Source organism: bacterium SCSIO 12741 (assembly GCA_024398055.1).
GTDB lineage: Bacteria > Bacteroidota > Bacteroidia > Flavobacteriales_G > Salibacteraceae > SCSIO-12741.
This window is the reverse complement of the sequence record CP073749.1, coordinates 3,144,886-3,168,750: the sequence shown is the minus strand read 5'-3', so window position 1 is coordinate 3,168,750 and position 23,865 is coordinate 3,144,886. Positions and strand designations below refer to the sequence as shown.

General features: G+C 44.4%; 22 protein-coding genes. 7 read left to right on the top strand and 15 right to left on the bottom strand.

The genetic code is table 11. The annotated features are described in order from the left end of the window. Window positions 1–18 precede the first annotated feature (18 nt). The 5 genes from KFE98_13490 to aroC all read right to left on the bottom strand — a co-directional run bounded on the left by KFE98_13490 (window position 19) and on the right by aroC (window position 8,652). Window positions 19–2,100, bottom strand: coding sequence for a PD40 domain-containing protein (locus KFE98_13490; GenBank protein UTW61027.1), 2,082 nt, complete (start codon window positions 2,098–2,100; stop codon window positions 19–21). A gap of 60 nt (window positions 2,101–2,160) precedes the next feature. Next, window positions 2,161–4,944: an AsmA-like C-terminal region-containing protein gene (locus tag KFE98_13485; GenBank protein ID UTW61026.1), complete on the bottom strand. Its 2,784-nt coding sequence runs from the start codon at window positions 4,942–4,944 to the stop codon at window positions 2,161–2,163. 187 nt (window positions 4,945–5,131) lie between these two features. Next, window positions 5,132–6,055 (bottom strand): hypothetical protein, encoded by a 924-nt coding sequence (locus KFE98_13480; GenBank protein UTW61025.1) that lies wholly within the window; start codon window positions 6,053–6,055, stop codon window positions 5,132–5,134. A 108-nt stretch (window positions 6,056–6,163) separates the two neighbouring features. Further along, on the bottom strand, window positions 6,164–7,570 hold the full coding sequence (locus tag KFE98_13475) for a dicarboxylate/amino acid:cation symporter (protein UTW61024.1): 1,407 nt from the start codon (window positions 7,568–7,570) through the stop codon (window positions 6,164–6,166). Then, a complete protein-coding gene (gene aroC, locus KFE98_13470; GenBank protein UTW61023.1) occupies window positions 7,567–8,652 on the bottom strand; it encodes a chorismate synthase in 1,086 nt (361 codons plus the stop codon). The genes KFE98_13475 and aroC overlap by 4 nt, the downstream gene beginning before the upstream one ends. Between aroC and KFE98_13465 the strand changes: the two genes are divergently transcribed. Further along, window positions 8,651–9,556, top strand: coding sequence for a hypothetical protein (locus KFE98_13465; protein ID UTW61022.1), 906 nt, complete (start codon window positions 8,651–8,653; stop codon window positions 9,554–9,556). The two genes, aroC and KFE98_13465, sit on opposite strands and share 2 nt — an antisense overlap. 56 nt (window positions 9,557–9,612) lie before the next feature. Here the strand turns inward: KFE98_13465 and KFE98_13460 are convergent, their stop codons facing one another. Then, window positions 9,613–10,125 carry a M23 family metallopeptidase gene (locus KFE98_13460; GenBank protein UTW61021.1) on the bottom strand — a complete coding sequence of 171 codons (513 nt, stop codon included), beginning with the start codon at window positions 10,123–10,125 and terminating at the stop codon, window positions 9,613–9,615. Window positions 10,126–10,251: 126 nt separating this feature from the next. Here KFE98_13460 and porQ point away from each other — a divergent pair, with 126 nt between their 5' ends. Together porQ and KFE98_13450 are read left to right on the top strand one after the other, a co-directional pair. Further along, a complete protein-coding gene (porQ, locus tag KFE98_13455) occupies window positions 10,252–11,286 on the top strand; it encodes a type IX secretion system protein PorQ (GenBank protein ID UTW61020.1) in 1,035 nt (344 codons plus the stop codon). Beyond that, complete coding sequence (locus KFE98_13450; protein ID UTW61019.1) at window positions 11,286–11,990, top strand: (d)CMP kinase; 705 nt, start codon at window positions 11,286–11,288, stop codon at window positions 11,988–11,990. Before porQ ends, KFE98_13450 begins: the two co-directional genes overlap by 1 nt. A 41-nt stretch (window positions 11,991–12,031) precedes the next feature. Here the strand turns inward: KFE98_13450 and ftsY are convergent, their stop codons facing one another. The 8 genes from ftsY to KFE98_13410 form a co-directional block, all read right to left on the bottom strand. Beyond that, window positions 12,032–12,985: a signal recognition particle-docking protein FtsY gene (ftsY, locus tag KFE98_13445; protein ID UTW61018.1), complete on the bottom strand. Its 954-nt coding sequence runs from the start codon at window positions 12,983–12,985 to the stop codon at window positions 12,032–12,034. Between the two features lie 159 nt (window positions 12,986–13,144). After that, window positions 13,145–13,297 (bottom strand): DUF4295 domain-containing protein, encoded by a 153-nt coding sequence (locus KFE98_13440; protein ID UTW61017.1) that lies wholly within the window; start codon window positions 13,295–13,297, stop codon window positions 13,145–13,147. Window positions 13,298–13,308: 11 nt separating this feature from the next. Then, a complete protein-coding gene (gene rpmG / locus KFE98_13435; GenBank protein UTW61016.1) occupies window positions 13,309–13,491 on the bottom strand; it encodes a 50S ribosomal protein L33 in 183 nt (60 codons plus the stop codon). Between the two features lie 76 nt (window positions 13,492–13,567). Further along, window positions 13,568–14,104 carry a hypothetical protein gene (locus KFE98_13430; protein UTW61015.1) on the bottom strand — a complete coding sequence of 179 codons (537 nt, stop codon included), beginning with the start codon at window positions 14,102–14,104 and terminating at the stop codon, window positions 13,568–13,570. 42 nt (window positions 14,105–14,146) lie between these two features. Then, window positions 14,147–15,370, bottom strand: a complete 1,224-nt coding sequence (locus KFE98_13425) for a pyridoxal phosphate-dependent aminotransferase (protein UTW61014.1) — start codon at window positions 15,368–15,370, stop codon at window positions 14,147–14,149. A 64-nt stretch (window positions 15,371–15,434) separates the two neighbouring features. Then, entirely contained in the window at window positions 15,435–15,929 is a 495-nt protein-coding gene (locus tag KFE98_13420; protein UTW61013.1) for a hypothetical protein, read from the bottom strand. Between the two features lie 11 nt (window positions 15,930–15,940). Further along, on the bottom strand, window positions 15,941–16,318 hold the full coding sequence (locus KFE98_13415; protein UTW64709.1) for a nuclear transport factor 2 family protein: 378 nt from the start codon (window positions 16,316–16,318) through the stop codon (window positions 15,941–15,943). Window positions 16,319–16,333: 15 nt separating this feature from the next. Further along, window positions 16,334–17,143, bottom strand: a complete 810-nt coding sequence (locus KFE98_13410; GenBank protein ID UTW61012.1) for a DUF1963 domain-containing protein — start codon at window positions 17,141–17,143, stop codon at window positions 16,334–16,336. A gap of 158 nt (window positions 17,144–17,301) precedes the next feature. Between KFE98_13410 and KFE98_13405 the strand changes: the two genes are divergently transcribed. From KFE98_13405 to KFE98_13395, 3 genes are all read left to right on the top strand, one after another. Continuing rightward, window positions 17,302–18,057 carry an SDR family oxidoreductase gene (locus tag KFE98_13405; GenBank protein UTW61011.1) on the top strand — a complete coding sequence of 252 codons (756 nt, stop codon included), beginning with the start codon at window positions 17,302–17,304 and terminating at the stop codon, window positions 18,055–18,057. A 73-nt stretch (window positions 18,058–18,130) separates the two neighbouring features. Next, the gene (locus tag KFE98_13400; protein UTW61010.1) at window positions 18,131–18,712 is read left to right on the top strand and encodes a TetR/AcrR family transcriptional regulator; all 582 of its coding nucleotides are present in this window, start codon (window positions 18,131–18,133) and stop codon (window positions 18,710–18,712) included. 200 nt (window positions 18,713–18,912) lie between these two features. Continuing rightward, window positions 18,913–20,319, top strand: a complete 1,407-nt coding sequence (locus KFE98_13395) for a tail fiber domain-containing protein (protein ID UTW61009.1) — start codon at window positions 18,913–18,915, stop codon at window positions 20,317–20,319. Window positions 20,320–20,497: 178 nt separating this feature from the next. On the opposite strand, the gene KFE98_13390 is transcribed toward KFE98_13395, so the two are convergent. Beyond that, entirely contained in the window at window positions 20,498–20,926 is a 429-nt protein-coding gene (locus tag KFE98_13390; GenBank protein ID UTW64708.1) for a DUF1573 domain-containing protein, read from the bottom strand. A 316-nt stretch (window positions 20,927–21,242) separates the two neighbouring features. Here KFE98_13390 and KFE98_13385 point away from each other — a divergent pair, with 316 nt between their 5' ends. After that, window positions 21,243–23,858 carry a valine--tRNA ligase gene (locus KFE98_13385; protein ID UTW61008.1) on the top strand — a complete coding sequence of 872 codons (2,616 nt, stop codon included), beginning with the start codon at window positions 21,243–21,245 and terminating at the stop codon, window positions 23,856–23,858. The last annotated feature ends 7 nt before the right edge of the window (window positions 23,859–23,865 follow it).

The window sequence follows — 23,865 nt, the reverse complement described above, 5'->3', positions numbered from 1 at the left end:
ACAGTGACTTGTCTCACGCTAAAAAGCAAGGATCACAAACTCCGTTCTTCTGTTCTTAGAGCGTCCTTGCTCGGTTTGATTCGAAGCCACGGGTTTGGTATCTCCAAAGCCCTTAAAAGTGAGGCGTTGGGGAGTTACTCCTTTTTCCTCCAGGTATTCTTTTACCGAAAAGGCACGGTCTGCGGATAGAGCGAGATTATCGGAGGATGCACCCACGTTGTCAGTGTGACCATGGATGGCAATTTTTACCTGCTTGTTTTCTATGAGGTATTCCGCAAAATCATCCAAAATGACCATGGATCGTTCTGAAATATCGGAGGAGTTGGTTTCGTAATGAAGGTCTTTTAGAGGATAGGTTCCTCCTTTCTTGTTCTTGTCAACCGGTACATCCATTTTTTGAACCACAGGTTCCCCTGGTTCTTTAACGAGCTCCTCTTCCTGCTCTTCCGGAGTTTCAATAATTCTGGAGTTGTAGGCTACATTTTCTCCTTCCACCTTCATGATCACCTTGTCGCCTGGCTTCACCGTCATTACAGCTGCAAAGGACCCATCATTAGAATCCAATTCGAATTCGTTGACATCACGGCTGGTCATGTTCTTTAACTGGATCTTCGTAGGGTGAGAATCCGATGACTTTTGATCCACCTTTCCCTTTACCAAAACCACCTGATCGGGCTGGGCTTCTTTATACAGCTCAAAGGAGAGTACATTCAGACGAGTTCGTTTGTTTTCTAAATGATCGGAGGCGAAGTATACCTTCTTACCATCCGTGCTTACCACCAAGCCGTGTTCATCCTCATCGGTGTTGATCGGATGTCCCAGATTTTTGGGCTGTTCCCATTTACCATCGTCGCCTTGACGGACGTAATAGATATCGTATCCACCAAATCCGAGGTGTCCTTGAGAAGAGAAATAAAGTGTTTTAGAATCCGTGTGAATGAAGGGCGATTTGTCGTTTCCTTCTGTATTAATAGGAGCACCAAGGTTCGTGGCCATACCCCAAGTTCCGTCCGCCTTACGTTCCGATTGATAGATGTCAATCTGCTGGCTTCCTTCCCGCCAGGAGGCAAAATACAGGTGTCGGCCATCGGCACTAATCGAAGGTTGCGATTCCCAGCCGTCAGGTGTATTGATATTGGGGCCCATGTTTTCGGGTTCCGTCCAATACCACTCCTCTTTATGCGTCTCCGGGTTCATACCCAACACGTAGTTCGACTGGTAGATGTCGCAGTTTTTCACCATTTTCTGCTGAGTCTTGCTAAAGTAAGGCGTACAGATGGTGATGTAGATATGACGGTTGTTCAAGGAGATACTTACTCCACCGTAATTGATGTTTTCATCGGTATTAAAGGGCGCCGGCATCGGTTCTCCCTTGTTGTATTTCCCATCGCTCACATATTCTGAACGGGTAAAACGTTCGATTTGCTTAATGGATTCGCTCTGGTAAATCTGATTCTTATCCTTGGTGTGATCCTCCCATCTACGCGTAAAGAATAACCACTCGTTGTCGGGTGACAACAGCGGTAAATACTCGTCCGCCTCATTGGTAGAAATATCTCGTACTACCTTCGGGTCAAAGGGAACGGGATTGGCGTATGCTTCTTTGTAAAAACGAGCCGTCTTCAGATCTTCCTGACAGAGTTCAACCAGTTCTTCATGATCCCTGGAATAAGCCTTATCGTCTTCAGAAGAAAAATTGACAAAACCTTCGTAATAGGTTACCGCTTTGTCGTACTTCTTATTGGAGTAGTAGATCTGCCCCAATTCGTAGTAGATTTTGGCTTTGTATTCCGGGCAAAGCTCCACCACCTTTTCGTAGTAGGGTGCCACTGCCATATAGCCTCCACCCCGTTGCTTGGCACGGCCCATGGCCAACTTACCCATAAGCATATTCGCAGCAGCGTAATCTTCGTCAATTTCCAGGGCTTCCCTGAGGTAAGCCATTCTTTTTTGTTCGGGGAGTTTTCGGTCCTTGGCCTTATCAAAAAGTTTCTTGGCCTTATCACTCACATCCTGGTCACAGTCTTCTTGAGCAGATAGGGATAGCGTACAAATTACTAATCCAATCCAACACAAATACTTGATATTCCTCTTAGCCATAATCCTCTTCCAACCTCAAAAAGTCGGGCAAATTAGATCAAAACGATTACCTGAAGAAAATTATTTCCCAAATAATTTCTTGAGTTCCTTACCTGCTTTTTTCTTCGCCTCTTCTTCGGCTTGTTTCTTCAATTTGTCTGCTTCTTCCTGAGCCTTTTTCTCAGCTTCCTTTTTCAGTTTATCGGCTTCTTCCTGAGCCTTTTTCTCAGCCTCTTCTTTGAGCTTATCCGCTTCCTCACGAGCTCGCTTTTCGGCTTCTTTCTTGGCTTCCTCTTTCAGCTTATTCAGCTCTTCTTTGGCCTGTTGTTTCAGCTGATCTGATACCTTATCGCTTCCGGCTCCTTCCATATCACCAAACTTGGGCAACACTTTAGGTTTGTCTACCGTACCGGTGATGGCCAAATCTACCTTGATGGTCTCACCCATACTCAAATTCGATCCCGTTCCTTGATTGATGGATGCCAAGGCACTGTTTAAAGCTCCGGCTCCAGCTCCCAAAGAAGAAGTAGGGATTTCGGTTTTCACGACATAATCCAAGGTCTGATCAAACCCATTGGATCCGCTCACATTGGCTTGCAGGTCACCCAATTTCACATCGAAGGGCTCTACAAAGACACGACCATCGCGAAACTCGTAGCTGATGTTTACGTCTTCCAAGACCAAGTCCTTTAGGTCCTCATTCTTCAACAAATCTGCCGCCTTGGTCAATACATCCGAATCTTTGATACGAACACCATGGGTTTGCAAATCTCCCCCACCGGTTATCGTTTCATCGATAGGCTCCATTTTCTGATCCAATGCACATACCAATTTCATCTTAGTACTAATCGCTCCAGTCGCATTCTCAGCAATTGGCGCCATCTTCTCCACCGTATTGAAGGTGTTGAACGTTTGGGGCAAATCAAAACGACGTATGCCCAGGAAGAAATCAACGGTAGGACGCGTAGGATTCGTGGTCTCGTAATACCCATTCATGGTCAACTCGCCACCCAACATTTTCATATCCAGGTTATCCATCGATAGCTTTTGATCGCGTAGGGTAATTTTTCCGTTCATGTCCTCCATCACAAGGTTGTCATAAAGTACTTTCTTAAAGTTTGACACCAACTCAAAATCAAGGTTGGCCGGAATTTCTTCTACCTGATTAGAAGTATCAGCAGCCATACTCTCCGCTACATCGTCATTCTCAGCAGAACCATCCTCTCCCGCAGGCTCTCGGGACTCACCATCGCCTTGGTTCTCATCCTCCGGTCCAGACAATTCATCCAAATCCAAAAGATTCGAATTAACCGTAAGTCCACCACTCAAAAGCGACTCGTTGAAGTAATAAGGCAAGTAATTACCTACCCAACCGCTGGCCAGGATATCACTCTTACCCAATTGGCAATCGAAGGTTTCCAGAGTCAACTTTTGGGGAGTGAACTCCAAATCCGTGTGATTGATTTTTACGGGATAACCAAGGGTAGGGTCGTTGTATACAATCCCTTCCATGATCAAAGCACCTTTGGCATCAAAGTTTTCGTAATCCTCAGCCTCGAGCGTAGACATCTTTCCAGCGAAATGGATGTCGGCGTCTATCTTTCCTTCGTACGACATTCCTGAATCAGCAGGCATCACATCCTTCAAAGTAGCCAAATCCACATGAGCCATCAAGTTTCCCTTGACATCGGCATCGCTTATCGGGGTAACCACCCGAGCATTCAAATCGATCGGGTTTCCACCTAAGTCCACATAAAACTGGCGTAGGTCAATTTCCAAATCATCCATTACACCGGTTGGATTAGCGGCATGAAGATCTATAGCAATGTTTTCGGCGGATTTGGGAAGATCAGGATACTTAAAACGGCCATCCGTCACCTTAAGGTCAACCAAGAAGGCAGGAAGTTGCTCGCCTTTCATGGCTCCTTTTGCATAACCACCCAAGGCCAGGTTACCCGAAGTTTCCACCTGCTCAAAATCGGTTAGGTATACTGCTGGGACCAAGGAAAGAAGACTTCTAAAGCTTGTTTTTTCCGTGTTAAAGGTCAGGTCCATTTCCACCGTTTCAGAATCAGGTAGTGCTACGTACCCATCAAAGTGGAGCATCAAGTCGTTGATTCCAAAGTGGTTTTCCTGAAACGTGTATTTGTTATTGGCTTGGTCGATTTCAGAATCGAATTTGATATCCAGATTCGCCTTCTTTAAGTAGCGCACTCCACCAGCCTTAGCCGTAAGTTCCTTAATGGTAGTTGTGGTTGCCAAAGAAATCAAGTCTCCATTGATGGCAGCACTTCCCTCATGGGTCAAGTTTACTATTTCCGCGTAAACATCGCCAGGTTTATCATCGTAAATCACATTTATATTGCGCAAATAGTAACTCTGAACAGAAAGAGCAAAAGGCTCTCCCCCTTCCGATGATTCCTCTTCTTCCACTTCTTCTTCCTCCTGTGCTTCGGTAGGAGCAGACGAAGGCTTGGCAATATCATAGTTGGCCAGAGTATCTTCATTCACCTTCACATGGAAGTAAGCATCCGAAATACCGAAAGACTTCACTTCTATCTGATCTCCGCTGATCACCTTCATAAAATCCAGGCGAGTTTCAATTTGTCCGATTTCCACCAAAGTGATTCCATCAAACTCACCTTTGCCGGACACTTTAATGCCGTTTAGCTCCAACTTAAAATCCGGAAACGTACTGATCAAGGAAAGGTCCAGATCCGCCAATTCCACCTTGGCGTCTACATTTTCATCAATTTGTTCTTGGATAATCTCCGCAATCTTCCCTTTGAAGATAAAAGGCAAGAGGATCAATAAGAGGAGTAAAATGAATAGGGTAGCTCCGGTAATTTTGAGCAGCTTTTTCATGAATAAGCGGGTATTTCAATTTTGACTAATAACTACAAAAACTGAACCGATAAAATTAGGCTTTACAGCAGAAGTAAACGAATGTTTTTTAGAAACATTACGTCGCTTTTGGAAGATCTTTAAAATCATCCATTTTCTCTACGAATTTGAGGGCAATTGGTTTGGGTTTTCAAATCGGAATCCCAATTTACACCTTCACCATCCTTCCTAAATACATTAACCCATCAACTTCCATACAGATCAGTCGATAACTGATTTCCTCTCCGTCACAATCAAATACAACTAAAGCCATGTAACCAGTGAGGTTGGGTTGGGAGATGTCCCTTTTGAAGTCGTGTTTTTTAATGACCACAGACTCGTATTTATTCATGGCTCTGATAAAAGCATAAACGGTCTGATTCCAATTATTTAATCGCATCTCAATAAGGGGAAGATCTTGAGATAAGGACTCTCTTTCTTTTTCCGGTATTGTGGAAAGAAAAATTTCAGCATTAATTAGAATGTCTTTCAACTTCTCTTCGACCTTTATTCCCAAGGTCAATGTACTCAGGAAATTATCTATAATGGCCTTATCATTTTTTAAAGTCGGTTCACCTATATAAGATATCCTATTTAGGACTTTACAAAGGAAATTTAGCGGCTCATGATTTTGGGTAGGCCCGAATGTCTGAAATGTATAATACTGGTTTTCGTAGAATCCAATGGCCGCAGACAGAGCCAATGTATCCCTCTTTTCATTTTCAAAAATCCAGTTAACCAAATAAAACTGGTTACCTCCTGCTCCAAGAACACTGTCCTGTCGACTTATCTCCCTAAGCCCGTTAATTGGTTTATTGGAAAATTGATTTTCCAATATTTCTTTAGCGCTTCTATTTTCATAATTGTAATCCAAGGTGATGGACAATCGGCGTGTCGATTTCCCTTGATCAGAAGTTTCGTACTGCATAATTTGCAACTCAAACTCATCACTTGAGTTCACTCCCATCATAGTGTCGATACAAATGGAAAGGTTCCAATCACTTTTTTTTATCACATGAAAACAATCGTTGTTTACCTGACCTGCACAATCAAAGAATAACAGCGCAAATAGGAACAGAAAAAGTCCTTTCATTGTTTTATTTAGGGTATTTAGACTGATCGATTTTCACCGAATGTTTGACCTTTAGTAACCAAATAAGATGGCCATGCCCCATCGTCAATTGGGTCGGAAGTAGTTGATCTAATCCTCCACCGGATTCAATTCACCTTCGCCTTTGGCGATAACCGTACACACAGTAGCATCTCCGGTTACATTAACCACCGTGCGGCACATATCCAGAATACGGTCTACGGGAAGGATGATGGCAATCCAGGCGGGATTCAAGCCAACGGATGATAATACCACCATCAGCATGATGACACCGGCACTGGGAACGGCAGCGGAACCAATGGAAGCCAAGGTGGCGGTAAGAATGATAGTTAATTGTTGTACGAAATCAAGCTCTACCATGTGAATTTGGGCCAGGAACAATACGGCTATGGTCTGGTACAAACTGGTGCCATCCATGTTAACGGTAGCCCCAATCGGAAGAACAAAGCTGGATACGTTTTTAGATACTCCTACCCTTTCTTCTACACATTCCATGGTAACGGGTAAGGTTGCGGCACTGGAACTGGTGGAAAAGGCCAGGAATTGCGCCGGGCTAATTTTTCGAAGAAATTCGGTGTACTTGGCGATTCCAAGTAGCTTGATGATTACCGGATAAAAGCCAAATATCATAAGAACCAAGGCTACAAATACGGTTAAGGAATAACTTCCTAAACTGATAAAGAGCTCGGCAACCTCAGCTGGTGTCTCAGCCATTTTGGTGATCACACCAGCCATAAGGGCAAACACAAAAAAGGGAGCAGCCTGCATAACGAGATCAACCATTTTAAGGAAGACCTGATTTAATCCTTCAAAAAAGTTGATGACGGGCTTGGCCGTGTTTTCCGGAATCATCACCAAACAGATTCCAAAAAAGATCGCAAAAAAGATCACCTGGAGCATCAGGCGATTGTCGGAAATGGAGATGACGATATTGGATGGCACCATGTCTACCAAAAAACGAAGTGGTCCTTCGTCCTTACGGCTTTTCAGGCTTTCCATCTTGCCTTCCACCTTTTTATCCATATCCGTTGCCATGGAGGCCCGATCAGCATCGCTAAGAAGGTGGCTATATTGGGGATCGTTCAAGTAACTTTTACCGTCGAGAATGGCGACGTTATTTTCAGTGGCCCATTGCTCATAGCTAATTCGGTTTTTGACGCGTTGTTCCTCATCCATGAACTTACCCGGCTGCACAATATTCCCGAACAACAAACCAACGACCACGGCGGTAACCGTTGTGATTAAGTAAATTCCCAATGTTCGACCACCAATGCGTCCCAAACGCCCAACATCCTTCAATCCTGACACCCCGCTAATGATGGAAAACAGCACCAGAGGAACGGCGATGAACTTGAGCATTCGAATGAAGATATCACCAAATGGACTAATCCAATCCCGAGTAAGCCAGTTCAAACCCAAGGAGCTTGATATAAAGGACCAAATAATACCGACAACTAAGCCGATGATAATCTTAACGTATAGTGGTAAATTCTTCATGCTTCAAGTTTATTGGTTCGGGCCATTAAGCTAAAATCGGCCAGTACGAGCGCTGCCATGGCTTCTACAATGGGAACGGCTCTCGGAACTACACAAGGGTCATGGCGTCCTTGAATTTCCAAGGTTTTGCTTTCTCCCTGAGCGTTGACGGTTTGTTGTTGTTTTTTGATGGAGGCCGTAGGTTTAAAGGCTACTCGAGCCAATAGGTCCATTCCATTGGACAAGCCACCTTGAACTCCGCCAGAATGATTGGTCTTGGTACTCACCTGACCATCTTCCATTACGAAAGCATCGTTGTGCTCGGACCCTTTAATGGATGCTGCGGAAAAACCACTACCAAATTCAACACCTTTAGTGGCATTGATTGAGAATAAGGCCTGTCCCAATACAGCGTGTAGCTTTTCAAAAACGGGCTCTCCCCATCCGGTAGGGAGTCCTTCCACGACCAATGAGATGATTCCTCCAAGAGAATCTCCCGCATCACGAGCTGCTTCAATTTCAGCTTCCATTAAGGCCGAAGACTTGGCATCTGGGCAACGAGAGAGGAAATGATCAACTTCTTCCAGGTTTAATTCGGAATGGTTTTTAGACAGGCTCACGCTTCCAATTTGAGAAACATAGGCCCGAATCCGAACTCCATGATGCTGTAGCAATTGACGAGCAATGGCTCCACCTACCACCCAATTGGCAGTCTCACGGGCCGAAGACCTTCCTCCACCGCGGTGATCGCGAATACCAAATTTTTGATCGTAGGTATAATCAGCATGCGATGGGCGGTAAACCTTTTCCAGATCACTGTAATCTTTGGAGCGCTTGTCTTCATTGCGAAGTATGAAGCCAATAGGTGTACCCAGGGTTGTTCCATCCATGATTCCGGACAGAAATTCTACTTGATCCGATTCCTTTCTGGGAGTGGTTAATGCCGATTGTCCAGGCTTTCGTCGATCGAGCTCTTTTTGAATGGCATCCATATCCAAAACCAATCCGGAAGGGCAACCGTCAATTACTCCTCCAATGGCTTTTCCGTGCGATTCTCCAAACGTGCTCAACCGGAATAACTTACCTAAACTATTACCAGCCATGCGGACAAAAGTAATTTTCTTGACCATTGAATCACCCAACTTTTTAGAAACGCTCAACGTTTATATAGCAAACAACCAAGATTTGAGAGAAGATAAAGGAAGTAGTTGGAGCCGGAAAATCGTTAAGACGGTGTTGTATTATGACGCTTTGAACCTCATGGTTCCTTTGCGCATGCTGGCCTTGGAGTGGTCCGATCACAAGTCGATGGATCCGGAACTGTTGCAAGCCTTGAAGCAGCTGACCAAAGAAAAGATCTTGTTTCATGAAAACGATCAGTACGGTTTATACGGCCGTCAAGAGGAATTACTGCCCGCACCCGAAGATTCTTACCCTCGATTTTTGAACTTTCATCGGATAGTTTGGAAGTTCGTCGCAGGTTTCGGATTTACGGATGCCATCTATTACCTCCCTTCCTGGTTTAAAGGAGCCGGTGAAGAAGATGCGGTAATCATCCAATTCTCGGAAGGTACTCACCCTAAAAAAGCGCGTCGCATTTGTCGCTACCTACACTCCATAACCGGAGTAAATTACCTTGGGTATTACCGCAACGAGCCATTCCGTGAAAATGCGCTGAGCGCTTTTGTATTGAATGCCTTGATTCCTGTGTTTAGCCCCGAAAAATTGCAGCTTTTGCGTCAAAACAATTTCTGGCACCGGGAATACCAGACCCAAATTCCTGGGGACGATAAACTGTTGATCAAACCTTGGCTCGGCGATCGGAGCAAAACCGATGACAACCTCTTCAAAGGACGATTCATGTCCGATCATTCATTCCTGACTTTTGTGGAAAGTCTGCATCACCGTCTTCGCTTCGAAGAAATGTTCGAAAAGCGAATGGACTACTATAACCAGTGGTTAAAACGACGAATTGATGACGCTCAGCAGAAGAATCGGATTGTTTAATCCAGTAAGCTTTATTTCCATTCGATTTTTCTGAATTGATTTAATAGCTGAATCCTTTATGGATTTAAAAAATCAATAGGGTTTAGATAAAACATCTTTTTCCAGCCCTGTCTATCACCATCCCATCTCCATATATAAGGCACTGGTGTCACAATGGAGTAATGCAAATGAGCAGGCTTACCTTTTGCATTGCCACTTGAGCCCACCGATCCAATGGTTTCCCCATTTTTTACTAAACCCCATTTCCGGGTTTGGATGTCCTTTAAATGCGCATAGTAATGGAGCCTCCATTTAGGGCCGAGAATTAAAACCACATTACCTCCCATTTTTATCTTTCCGGTGTACAATACAATTCCACTGGTTGAAGAATTCAACACCGTTCCCTCGGAAGCAAAAATGTCCACTCCTTTATGGGTTACAGATTTCCCCCAAGGGTAATACCAAAAAGAATCTTTGTGGTAGTCTGATTTGGTAGCGCCTTCAACAGGCATCGATAAATTTTGCGGAATCAAATATCCGATCAACAAAACAGCGAGGAATACTAAACCCGCTTTGTATCTTTTTTTCATTGGCCTTACAGTTAGTTAGCGGCTTCTTTGAATAAATGACGAATTGTCAAATTCAAATTAAACCATCCACTAAATTAATCAGAAGGAAAACAATATTTTTGGGCACACTTCGTATTGAGGTCAACTATGCGCATTCTGTTTGTATTTCTGATGTTTTTTGCCACCACGGCACACGCCCAAATAGGCGGAAATTCAGCGGCGGCCTTTCTTTCCATTCCTGTTGCTGCACGTCCTGCTGCGATGGGTGGTTCGGCCATTGGCTTTAAAGACACCGACGTCAACCTGGTTTATGATAATCCGGCTAATCTGGATACGCTTTTAGACAATCAGCTGGCTCTTAATTACATCAACTTTATTGGAGATATCAATGCCGGAAACGTTTACTATGCCCGTCGCATGGGCAATGGTGCCTTAGGGGTTGGCCTCCAGTTTATGAGTTACGGAAAATTTGATCACACGGAAGCCAATGGTCAGGTTGTGGGTCAGTTCACCGCAGGAGATTATGCCCTTAATGTGGGCTGGGGTCGTTCTTTTGACTCCATTTGGTCGGTTGGAGCCAACGTAAAAATGATCTACTCCACCTACGCCGACTACCGTCAATTTGGAGTGGGTGTGGATGTGGGTGGTAGCTATTGGAGCCGCGACCGAAACTTTAGCGCCGGAATCGTCATGAAGGATTTGGGAACGATGTTGACCAAAAACGATGCTGGAAATCGCGAAAATCTTCCCTGGAACGTTTCCATTGGAATTAGCGAGAAAATCCCGAAGGCTCCCCTCCGTTTTTTCTTTCAATACCACCACTTAGAAAAATGGGATTTAGGTTCTAATGATCCGGACTACCGGGGGAAAGAAAAAATAGATCCGAAAACGGGTGAAACCAGCAAACGTAAATTTTCGACGGACAACTTCTTTAGACACGTGGTTTTTGGAGGCGAAATCATTCCCCACAAAAACATGTACGTCACCATCGCTTACAATTTCCGCCGCCATAGAGAGCTGTCACCAACTGCCCGAAGCGGATTAAGCGGAATGTCTTTTGGTGCCGGTATTAAGATTAAGCGGTTGCGCTTTCAATACACCCTGGCCTCCTATCATTTGGGAGGAAATTCACACCACATTGGTGTCTCTACCAGTCTCAATGAGTACCTTCGCAAACTATAATGGATGCGAAAATTAATATTGCCGTTGACGGATTCTCTTCCTGCGGTAAAAGTACCCTGGCCAAAGCCTTGGCCAAAGAGTTAAACTACGCTTTTATTGATACCGGAGCTATGTATCGTGCGGTTACGTTGTATGCCTACCGCCAAGGTTGGTTTGATAACGATACCCTAAATCGCGATGCTCTGGTAGCTGCGTTGGACGAAATTCAGATTCGATTTGCTTTTAATCCAGAGCGTGGTGCTTCGGATGTGCTGCTGAATGGCGAAGACGTAGAGCAAGAGATTCGGACCATGGAAGTATCCAAACGAGTGAGTCCGGTAGCCACGGTAAAAGAAGTTCGCCAAAAGCTGGTAGCGCTGCAACAGGAAATGGGTCGAGAAAAAGGCGTGGTAATGGATGGCCGTGATATTGGGACGGTCGTTTTTCCGGATGCTGAATTGAAGATTTTCATGACGGCAAACAAAGAGGTTCGCGTACAAAGAAGATTCCAGGAATTAACCCGTAAAGGCCTCTCTCCTACTCGCGAAGAAGTAAGAGAAAACCTGGAGGAACGTGACCGAATCGATACAACCAGAAAGGAAGATCCTTTACGCCAGGCTGAAGATGCTTTGGTATTGGACAATTCAGCGCTTACTCCAGACGAACAATTGAAGCTTGCCCTCAATTGGGCCCATGAAAGAATGGGAGTAGCTGAGCCCGAATAGGATCAGGCTCTCAATTTTTTGAAGGTGTAATTGGAAAATTCTTATTCGCTGAATAGCGAATCCACAAACTCGGTGCGATTGAAAACCTGGAGATCATCCATTTTCTCTCCAATCCCGATGTATTTCACCGGAATCTTAAACTGATCGCTAATTCCGATTACTACACCACCCTTTGCCGTTCCGTCTAACTTGGTCAAAGCAAGAGCACTCACTTCAGTGGCTTTGGTAAATTGCTTGGCCTGTTCAATGGCATTTTGCCCGGTAGAAGCATCCAAAACCAAAAGGATTTCGTGAGGCGCATCCGGCACCACTTTAGTCATAACCTTTTTAATCTTGGTAAGCTCGTTCATAAGATTCACCTTGTTGTGCAATCTTCCGGCAGTATCTACGATCACCACGTCAGCGTCACTGGATACCGCACTCTGTAAGGTATCGAAGGCCACCGAAGCGGGATCTGATCCCATTCCCTGGCTTACTACAGGAACATCTACCCGGTCACCCCAGATTTTGATTTGATCCACAGCTGCGGCCCGGAAAGTATCCGAGGCACCTAAAACTACTTTCTTACCTGACTTCTTAAACTGATAGGCCAGTTTTCCGATAGTTGTGGTTTTACCTACCCCATTTACACCAACCACCATAATGACATAGGGTGATTTGTTTTCAGGAATGGTAAACTCCGTAGCGTCAGCGTTGTTGCTGTCTTCAAGGAGGCCAGCGATCTCTTCTTTAAGAATGCGGTTGAGTTCGTTTGCATTGAGGTATTTATCCCGAGCAACCCGCTCTTCAATCCGCTCAATGATCCGAATGGTGGTATTAACTCCTACATCAGAGGTAACGAGAATCTCTTCCAGATTATCAAGTACCTCATCGTCCACCTTGGATTTACCAACAACAGCACGAGAAATCTTGGAGAAAACACTTTGTCTCGATTTCTCCAATCCCTTGTCGAGATCTTCCTTTTTCTTCTTCGAAAACAGTCCAAAAATTCCCATAGGCCGAAATTTGTGAAAGAGGCGCTAAATTAATTCAATCTTTTAATCTGGAATGGGTTAAAAAAGCACAATGCTCAAAGTTGGTACTGTAACCCATAAAAAAACCCATATGCCGACGAATCATGCATATGGGTTTAACGTATCGTTAGAAAGAGTTCCTTACTTCTTCAGGAAATCTTGTACTTTATCTTTAGGTACGATTTCTTCTTTAAATGCGTAGGCACCGGTTTTATCCGATTTAACCATTTTAATCACTTTGGTAAAATCCTTAGCACCTTTCTTTTGCAGACCTGCAACCGTTTTCTTTGCCATGACTTATCGTATTACTTAATTTCTTTGTGTACGGTGTATTTTTTCAAAATCGGGTTGTACTTTTTCAATTCAATCCGATCTGGAGTATTCTTGCGGTTCTTGGTTGTAATGTAACGAGACGTTCCTGGCATACCGCTGTTCTTGTGCTCAGTACACTCCATAATTACCTGAACTCTATTTCCTTTCTTTGCCATCTTATTTCCTTTTCGTTTCTTCTAAAAAACGGTTTGCAAAAGTAGAAAAAAATATCAATCTACTCCCTACAAATTATCAATTTTCCAAAAGTATCTTTTCAATCTCGAGCATTTTGTCTTCCGTAAAGTGCCCTGACTCGCTCAATACAACCTTTCCATTAGGATCGATAAGGAATATGTAGGGTTTGGACGGATCCTTCAAATGCAGTGCTTTTTCGTAGGGCTCCAAGTCTCCTTTGTAGAACAATACGTAAGGAAAGATCTCTTCATCACTTTCTGCTTCCATTCTCTTCATCACATTGTCCATCGCCCCTTTTTTGGTTCCGGTGAACATGGGAATGAAATAGACATTGATATCATACAAACCATCCATCATTCCAGATTTCAGGATAAACTTGTTGTAACAAGGGTTCACCCAGGTTTCAAAAGCCTCTTCTGCCTTTCGACTCCAGGACATTCCTACGAGCGCATATTTCCCTTGAAGGGCTTTAGGCAACTCAATTACCTTTCCTTTAACGGTTTGTCCTGTTAATTCAGGGAATTGACTTCCTTCCTGTGCTCCTGCAAAGAGGGTACACATCAATAATCCGAATATTCCAATGGTTTTTCTCATCCTGTCTATTTACCCTATTGAAACGAGCAAAGTGCTCTTGAATTATAGCTCAGCTTCAGCCATTTTTTTTTCAGTGCGCCCTGGATAAACTTGAAGAGCTGCGGCCAAAGTTTCAACTGCATTCACCAAGTGATCTTTTTCCAAAACGTAGGCCAATCGAACTTGCTGGCGTCCAGGTTCCGGATCCGAGTAAAAACCGGTGGCTGGAGCCATCATTACCGTTTGCCCGTTGTGATCGAAGCTCTCCAAAATCCACTGACAAAAACGATCTACATCATCCACTGGCAATTCAGCAATGGCGTAGAAGGCGCCTTTGGGCATTGGACAGCGAACTCCTGGAATTTCATTCAAAGCGTTTACCATCACATTACGACGCTCCACGTATTCGCTAATCACATCGTCAAAATAGGACTGAGGAGTATTCAATGCTTCTTCACTGGCCACCTGTCCGTAGGTTGGAGGACTTAGCCGAGCCTGAGCAAACTTCATCACGGTATCCAATACCTCTTGATTGCGGGTAACCAAAGCTCCCACTCGAGCTCCACACATGCTGTAGCGCTTAGAAACAGAGTCTACCATTATCGCGTTCTGCTCTAACCCTTCCAAATTCATGATGGAATGGTGCTCGGCACCATCATAGCAGAATTCACGGTATACCTCATCGGCAAACAAGAACAAGTCATGCTCAAGAACAATTTTTCTCAAATGCTCCAACTCTTCTTTCGAGTATAGATAACCCGTTGGGTTTCCAGGGTTACAAATCAAAATACCCTTGGTGCGTGGAGTAATTTTCTTTTCGAATTCGCTGATCGGAGGAAGAGCAAATCCACTTTCTATATCCGCCGTAATAGGAACAACCTTTACCCCTGCACCGGTGGAAAAACCGTTGTAGTTGGCGTAGAAAGGTTCTGGAATAATGACCTCATCACCTGGGTCAAAACAACTCATAAAACCAAATAGAAGGGCTTCAGAGCCCCCTGTTGTTACGATAACCTGGTTGTGATCGATGCCGATACCCAAGTTGTTGTAATAGTTTGCCAATCCTTTACGGTAGGATTCAAACCCAGCTGAGTGGGAATACTCCACTACCTTCAATTCGGTTTCCCGCATTTTTTTCCTGACATTTTCAGGAGTTTCAATATCGGGCTGACCGATGTTCAGGTGATAAACTGTTTTTCCAGCTGACTTCGCTGCTTCGGCGAAGGGAACCAACTTCCTGATCGGTGAAGCCGGCATGTTCTGACCTTTATTCGAAATATGTGGCATCGAGCAAAAAAATTTTGGGCGTCAAAGGTAGCGATAAATGTCGTTTTTCCTTTACTCCAATATCCTATTCACTCTCAGGGAATTCGGCAGTAGCAGAAAAGGTAAAAATCTCGTTTTGGGCAACTCCTTCAAACTCAAAATCAACCTTCAGTTTACCAGTCACTTGGTAGGTATTACCTTCGGTTCTATTGATTTTTAAACCCAGCACATCACAGGGGTTATGTCTCCAGCCAAGGTAAATTGAGCACTCTATTTCCGGATGAGATTGCTGGCTAAGCTCACAACCATCCAGATCTCGGGGATTGGATAGTTGAAGGTTTAATTGATCTATATGCAGTTCGGTTTCCTCGGGTTGTTCCACATAGTCGATTCCTGAGTCAAAGGCCTCGATCGGAAAAGTGAGGTGATGGTACAAGGTTTTGGGTAGATTAATACTTTCATTTTCAAACCAGTTCATTTGCACCGTCCCCTTCCCTATCCGGGCTTTCTTTTGTAGGCCTACTTTAGGCAGTTCTTCCTCGGAATTTCCGAATAGCTTTTTGAAAAAAGAAAACTTCATGGGTGCGCTTCTTAGTACATGGTGTTGGGGTTTGCCGACTTTTCTGGAATTTGCTGAATTGCATCCCAGTGCTCACAAATCTTGCCCTGATCATCGAATCGGAAAAAATCCATCGTCACATATTGGTCATTACCTGGCCAGGTTTGATGGGTATGTAACGCTACCAAATCCCCTTCAGCAATGCACCGAACAAATTCAATGGACTTTTCCGGGTACTCTCGCTGCATCCGATCAAAGTAGTCGATAAAACCCTGCAACCCATCTGCTACGTCCGGGTTGTGCTGAATATACTGATCACCTACATAGAGCTCAACGGCCCTGGCCGGGTTTCCTTCATAGGCCATTTGATAAAAGGCAATGGCATTCTTTTTATTCTTTGATAAATCCATCATCATTTCAGTTTCTTAGTGGCATTGCAAGCAGAATTCTACCCGCTCGTTTTGCTCATCGTAAAAGGCATAGATCAAACCTACATCACCCCACATGAAACCGGCATTGTCATCTGAGTCTATTTGAAAAAGTAATTTCATCGGCTTACCCTCAGAATCTTTGGGCGTGCTTTCTCCTTGCACCCAATTGGGGTAACCGCCTAATTGACTTTGGTAGTCCGTATCGCCTATTAACTTTTCTACGGTATCCTGATAAGCTTGCCAAGGTTCATCATCGTTAATCTGGCAAGAAAGATCCGAAGCCTTTGGCCCAAACACATCAATGCCCTCCCAATCGGGTAAAGTTTGAACTGTTTCAAACTTGAGGGCACAATAATGAGGGGCTTCTTTTCCAGCTGGAACGGCCTGTTCGATTTCCTTTTCCGGATTGATCTCCCTATAGATCCTAACCAACCACCCGTCATTATCTGTATCCCAAGGAAATTCCTCCCAATCGTAAAAAAACTGAATCAACTTAACGCTCTTCGGAAGTTCCAATCCATCCTCATTCCAAATCTGAAATATGAATTGAAGGGGTTCTCCTTTTTTAGTTTCAGGCCATTCCCGACCTTGTTCAAAATAGGGATGTCCACCAACATGAGACAGGTGTCTGGAGTCTTGGGGAGGTCGAGAGGGTTTCTGAATATCGATACGAGTGGTGCGACGAATGAGCGGTTTTATCCATTCTTCCAATTGCGCCAATTGCGCCTGTTTTTCCTCGTTAGTCGAAGCTCCGGAAGGCTTCGGGCGCTGGGTCGATTTGAATAGTCTTTTCCAAATGCTCATATTGGTTTTTCGAAGTTAGAATTTTAATGCCATGGTCCTTCATTTTACTTCTAAATAATCAGGGATAAAAAAGTGATTTTATTTCAGAACGATCATTCCAATATTTTTCTACATTTGTTCCGGAACGATCATTCCAAAATAAATTAAAACGAAAAAACATGAGAAACTTAAATGGAAAAATCGCTGTTGTAACCGGAGGAAACAGCGGTATTGGTTATGCCTCCGCTCAGGAGTTAAAAGAAAATGGAGCAACCGTTATCATCACCGGACGCTCTCCGGAAAAAGTAGCCACTGCAGCTAACGATTTAGGTGTTGAAGGCCTGGTGGCCGATGTAAGTGATTTGAAAGCCATCGATCAACTGGTGGAGCAAGTTCAAAACAAGCACGGAAAAATTGACATCCTTTTTGTGAATGCAGGGGTTTTCATTCCCACACCGGTAGGAGCTATTTCTGAAGACATATACGACCACCAAATGAGCATTAACCTGAAGGGTGCCATCTTTACAACGGAAAAGTTTCTGCCCATTATCAATGATGGAGGTGCCATCATCAACCTTTCTTCGGTTAATGCTTATACTGGGATGCCTAACACAGCCGTTTACGCAGCTACCAAAGCCGCTCTAAATTCTTATACGCGCACCGCTGCCACCGAATTAGCTCCACGTCACATCCGGATCAATTCGGTTAACCCGGGTCCGGTTACCACTCCCATTTTTGGTAAAACGGGCATGGCGGAAGACCAGCTCAACGGATTTGCTGAAGCCATTCAAAATCGAGTTCCGCTCAAGCGTTTTGGACAACCTACCGACATTGCTAAACTGGTGGCTTTTCTGGCCTCAGAAGATGCGTCTTTCATCACGGGTAGTGAGTACAATATTGATGGTGGAATTAACGTCAATCCATTGTTGGCTTAAACTTCGCCCTTGTAGCGCGGTATAGTATGAATATATTTGGGGGTTGGTTTCGGTCAACCCTCATTTTTATTGCATGCCAAGAGTAAAGACATTTAACGAAGAAGATGTTCTGGAAAGAGCCATGATTCTTTTTTGGGAAAAGGGCTATTACGCCACGTCCATGCAAGAACTGGTGCTACGCACGGGAATTAACCGGGCGAGTCTCTACGACACTTTTGGCGGCAAGGAAGAACTGTTTAATCGGGTTTTTAATCGCTACCGTGAATCCAGTCGAGTCCGGGTCATCGAACACCTCAAGCGTTTTCCGACGGTGAAAGAAGGATTCCTTCAATTGTTCGAAAATGCGGTAGATGAAACTTTGGCCGATGAAAAGAAGAAGGGCTGTTTTGCAGTCAACACGGCTTCAGGACTATTACCTGGAGATGAAAAAATGCGAGACGTTTTAAAGGAAAACAAACTTCAGTTTGAAGAAGTCTTTTACAACCATTTGAAAACCGGTGTTGACAGTGGAGAAATAGCCCCTGAAAAAGATCTCCATGAAATGGCCTCGCTCATCTTCATATTATACAGCGGCATTCGGGTTACCGCCAAAATGAATCCGGATAAAGAATCCATGATGGCAGCCATTCGCAAGGGACTGGAATTTCTAGATTAAGCCCCCCTTTCAATTTAAGTTTCAACCCCGCCTTGTTAAAGCATAATTCAACCTTTTCCATTCCCCAATCACCGTACATTTTATTGTTTACAATCTAAATCGGGCAGTTCGCAAAGAATCTCAAGCTTCTCGGAAAAATCCAAAGTGGGATAAATTTTAAAAACTGATTTTTAAGCTATTATCAACTAATAATAGCATTTATGATCAATTTAAAAACTTTTTTGACGGGAGTTCTTGGGCTGTTAGCCACTAGTGGATTTGCCCAATGGAATATTAATGGTAACACTGTTAGCCCAGGTGATTACATCGGAACCAACAACAACGAACCTTTTCTTTTTTATACCTGGGATCCAGGTGCAGGCTCTGCGGTAGAAAGAGCACGAATAGACAACAACGGTAAACTCGGGGTGGCAACTACATCCCCGCGATCGCAAGTAGAATCTGTTTCGGGTGAATTTATCGGTGTTACCGGTGAAATGAATGGCGGAAAAATCGAGTCAACCGATTATCCGGATAACGAGAGAATTACCTCTTCCGGCTTCGGTGATCCCGCTGCTGGAATGATCGGAGTTTATGGTAGAGGAATTGAAAATCACATGGACGCCGAAGGAACTCCCATTGGGGTTTACGGATTTTCCAGAACCAATACAGGAGAGCGACCATCAACCATTGGAGTGGTGGGCTATTCGCGCGGTGGAAGTGTTTTCAGCATTGGCGTTAAGGGGTTGACTTTTCCCGGAGCCGATTACAACACCAACCGAATGGGTGTTTTGGGCCAATCGATTACCAACAGCGGATTCGGAATTCAGATTGGAGTTCGCGGAGATGCTTCAGGAGCAGCTCAAAACATTGGCGTGCATGGTGAATCCAGCACCGGACCAAACGATTGGGCGGGCCACTTCATTGGCCGGGTTTTAGGAACAGGTGGTTTCCATACCGTATCCGATGCTCGTTTAAAAAACAACTATTCGGAGCTTACTAACATGTCGGAATTATTGATGGCTCTCACCCCTATGCAATACGACTACCGCACGGATGAGTATCCTAACCTTCATTTAAAAGAAGGCCGCCAATATGGTTTCATCGCTCAAGACCTGCAAGAAGTATTTCCTGAAATGGTGACTACCACAAAGATTTTGACAAGTGACAACCATTCAGATAAAGTAACCCCATCCGAAGAGGAATTTCTTACCGTTGACTATTTGAGTATGGTACCTGTATTGGTAAAAGCCTTTCAAGAACAACAAAAGGAAATTGAAGAACTGAAAACAGAAATAGCTCAAAAAACAAGCGAGATCGAAGCGTTGCAAGATGCCTCCAAGAGCACCGATGAATCACAACTTCTTCAAATATCTTCACCAAATACGCAATCAGAAGTTCTGGTTTATCCTAATCCAGCAAATGACTATTTGGTGATTGAATGGGAAGAAAATGAAGTTTCCAAGGTGGTTCTTCATACACTTTCTGGAAAAATTTTGATGACCGAAACCGTTTCCGGATTGCAGCATGAGTTAAACACCTCTTCCCTATCCAACGGTGTTTATGCCATTTCTTTGTTTGCTAAGGACCAATCTGCCGGCACTCAAATGATTATGATTCAGCACTAAGGTTGAATAGAACTCTATCAAAAAAAGGCTCCTCATAGATGTGTGGAGCCTTTTTTATTCGGTCAAAAGGTCTGTTTTCCAAACCTCACTTCGTACTTTCAAACTGAAATATTAAAGCACAAAAAAACCGCCCCAAAACCTAAAAGGTTTGCGAAGGGCGGTTTCGTTCTAATTAAAATTATTGCTCCTTAGTTCGTAGGAGCCATGCTGCCGCTATTATTGACGGGGCCGCATTTTGTGGCTTAGGAGAAATATTTCCCTTAATCCGAATTACGATACTACCGTTATTGATGTTGGTAGCGTTACAAGTAATGGTCACAGACTTGTTAATTGGACCAATACGGTTTGAGTCATATTTTACACGGATAGTAGAAGACTTTCCAGGAGCGATTGGCTCACGTGGCCAGCTTGGTACAGTACATCCACAAGATCCTCTTGAGTTAGAGATAATCAAAGGTTCGTTACCTGTGTTGGTGAATACAAATTCGTAAACTGCAGGGTCACCTTGAACGAGCTCACCAAAATCGTGCACTTCTTTTTCAAATTCTACTTTGGGTCCGCTCTCGAGGTTGAGTTGCGCCTGTGCTCCGAAGAAGGTAGCCAACATAAGCGCTAAGGTCATTGTAATACTTTTCATTGTTCGTCTTTTTAGATTCGCTAACAAATGTAGGAATACCTCTCGGTTGTTAAGCAGCTTTAACAAATCATTAACGGCGCTTCCTAAAAAGGACCAAATCCCCTGTGCGTAAGGCGAGAACGAGGACGGAAGTCAGAACGAAGACGGGGACGAGGACGAAGAAATCGGACTCGAGTATACCTCGTTCTCGAATCTCGTCCTCGAACCTGACCTCTAGGTTTTAACCAGTAAATAAATAAGCTACTTTTGCACCCTTTAATTCAAGAACCGAAACAGTTAAAAAACCATGAATATACCGAGTGTTTACGACCCGAAGCAGGTGGAGGAAAAATGGTACGAACATTGGGAAAAGGAAGGATTCTTTCATTCCGAACCCGATCAACGTGAAGCTTATAGCATCGTCATACCCCCTCCAAACGTCACCGGTGTATTGCACATGGGACACATGCTGAACAACACGATTCAGGATGTTTTGATTCGTCGCGCACGTATGCAAGGCAAAAATGCCTGCTGGGTGCCTGGAACTGACCATGCTTCTATTGCTACCGAAAACAAGGTAATCGGCATGTTGGCTGAACAAGGTATTCGCAAAGAGGATATTGGTCGTGAAAAATTCCTGGAGCACGCCTGGGAATGGAAGGAAAAATACGGGGGTATCATCCTGAAGCAGTTGCGCAAATTAGGTGCTTCCTGCGATTGGGAACGTACCCGCTTTACCATGGAAGAGGACTTGAGCCAGGCGGTTCAGGAAACCTTTGTGGAGCTTTACAACAAAGGATTGATTTACCGCGGAGCCCGTATGGTAAACTGGGATCCGGAGCGATTGACGGCGGTAAGCGATGAAGAGGTAATCTACGAAGAGGTGGAGTCTAAACTCTACCACGTTCGCTATCCTATTCAAGGAACGGATGAATTTGTAACGATTGCAACGACTCGTCCAGAGACCATTTTGGCGGATACGGCCATCTGCGTTAACCCGGAAGATGAGCGCTACCAGCACCTAATTGGTAAAACGGCTGTGGTACCGATGGTGAATCGTGAGATTCCAATCATTGCCGACGAGTACGTAACCATGGAGTTTGGAACAGGTTGCTTGAAGGTAACTCCTGCCCATGATGAAAATGACTACAACCTCGGAATTAAGCACAATCTCGAGGTAATCGATATTATTGATGATCACGGAAAGCTGAATGAAAAAGCAGGTTTCTTCATTGGAGAAGATCGCTTTGACGCCCGTGACCTGATGGCCAAGGAACTGGATAAACTGGGCTTGCTTGCCAAAGTGGAAGGCTACCAAAACAAGGTGGGTCTTTCTGAGCGTTCGAAAGCGGTTATTGAGCCTAAGCTCTCTACCCAGTGGTTCTGTAAAATGAAAGACCTGGCTGGTCCTGCATTGGAATCGGTACTTAGCGGAGATATCCAATTCCACCCTAAGAAGTTTGAAAACGTTTACCGCCACTGGTTGGAAAATGTTCAGGACTGGTGTATTTCCCGTCAACTTTGGTGGGGACAACAAATCCCGGCTTATTACGCACCTGATGGAAGTTACGCCGTAGCCTTGACGGCTGAAGAAGCACTGACTAAACTTCAGGAGAAAAATCCTGAGTTAACCCTTGATCAAATCCGTCAGGATGATGATGTGGTGGATACCTGGTTCTCATCCTGGTTGTGGCCGATCAGTGTATTCGATGGATTTAAAGATCCAAACAACGCCGATTACAACTACTACTACCCTACTTCTACTCTGGTTACGGGTCACGATATCATCTTTTTCTGGGTGGCTCGTATGATCATGGCCGGAATCGAATTCAAAGGCAAAATTCCATTCAAGGATGTGTACTTCACCGGAATGGTTCGCGATAAGCAACGCCGCAAAATGTCCAAATCTTTGGGTAATTCACCTGATGCTCTTGAACTGATTGAGAAATACGGTGCCGATGGAGTTCGCGTTGGTCTATTGATGTCTTCTCCAGCTGGAGGAGATCTTCTGTTTGACAACTCTTTGTGTGAGCAAGGAAGCAAGTTCGCCAATAAAATCTGGAACGCCCTCCGCCTGATTCGCGGATGGGAAGTAACGGACGAAAGAGAACAAAGCGTAGCCGTTAAGCAGGCTAACGAATGGTTTGATAGCCGCTTCAACGAAGTATTGAACGAAGTAAATCAGCAGTTTGACCAGTTCCGTTTGTCTGAAGCATTAACGGCCATCTACCGTTTGATTTGGACCGATTTCTGTTCCTGGTACCTGGAGTGTATCAAACCAGGCTATCAGCAGCCCATTGATCGCGCATCCTACAACCAGGCTATCGAACAACTGGAGAAATGTATGCGTTTGCTCCACCCGTTTATGCCTTTCTTAACGGAAGAAGTATGGCATCAAATCACTGATCGTGAGAACCAGGATTGTGTGGTTATCAATGCCTGGCCAGAAGCAGGACCGGTAAATGAAGAGCTCAACAAGCACTTCGCTGCCATGACGGATGTAACCTCTGAAATCCGGACTTTCCGCAAAAAACAAAACCTGGCATCGCACAAACCACTTTCCTTGTTTGTTAAGGCAGACAAATTGCCTGAAGTGAACGAATTGCTGGCTAAGCTCAATAACCTCGAAACGATGGAAGCCCAATCAGAATCTCCTGAAAAGGCCTTCACCTTTGTATCCGGTGCCTTGGAATACGCCATCCCGATGGAAGGAGCCGTAGACCTGGAAGCTGAATTAGCCAAAATTGAAAGCGAACTCGGCTATGCCCGTGGATTCTTGAAATCGGTGGAGAAGAAATTGAGCAACGAACGCTTTGTTCAAAACGCTCCCGAGCAAGTAGTGGCCAGCGAACGCAAAAAGCAGGCCGATGCTCAAGCAAAAATTGAAGCATTGGAAGCCCAGATGGCTTCCCTAAAGAAATAAACTTAAC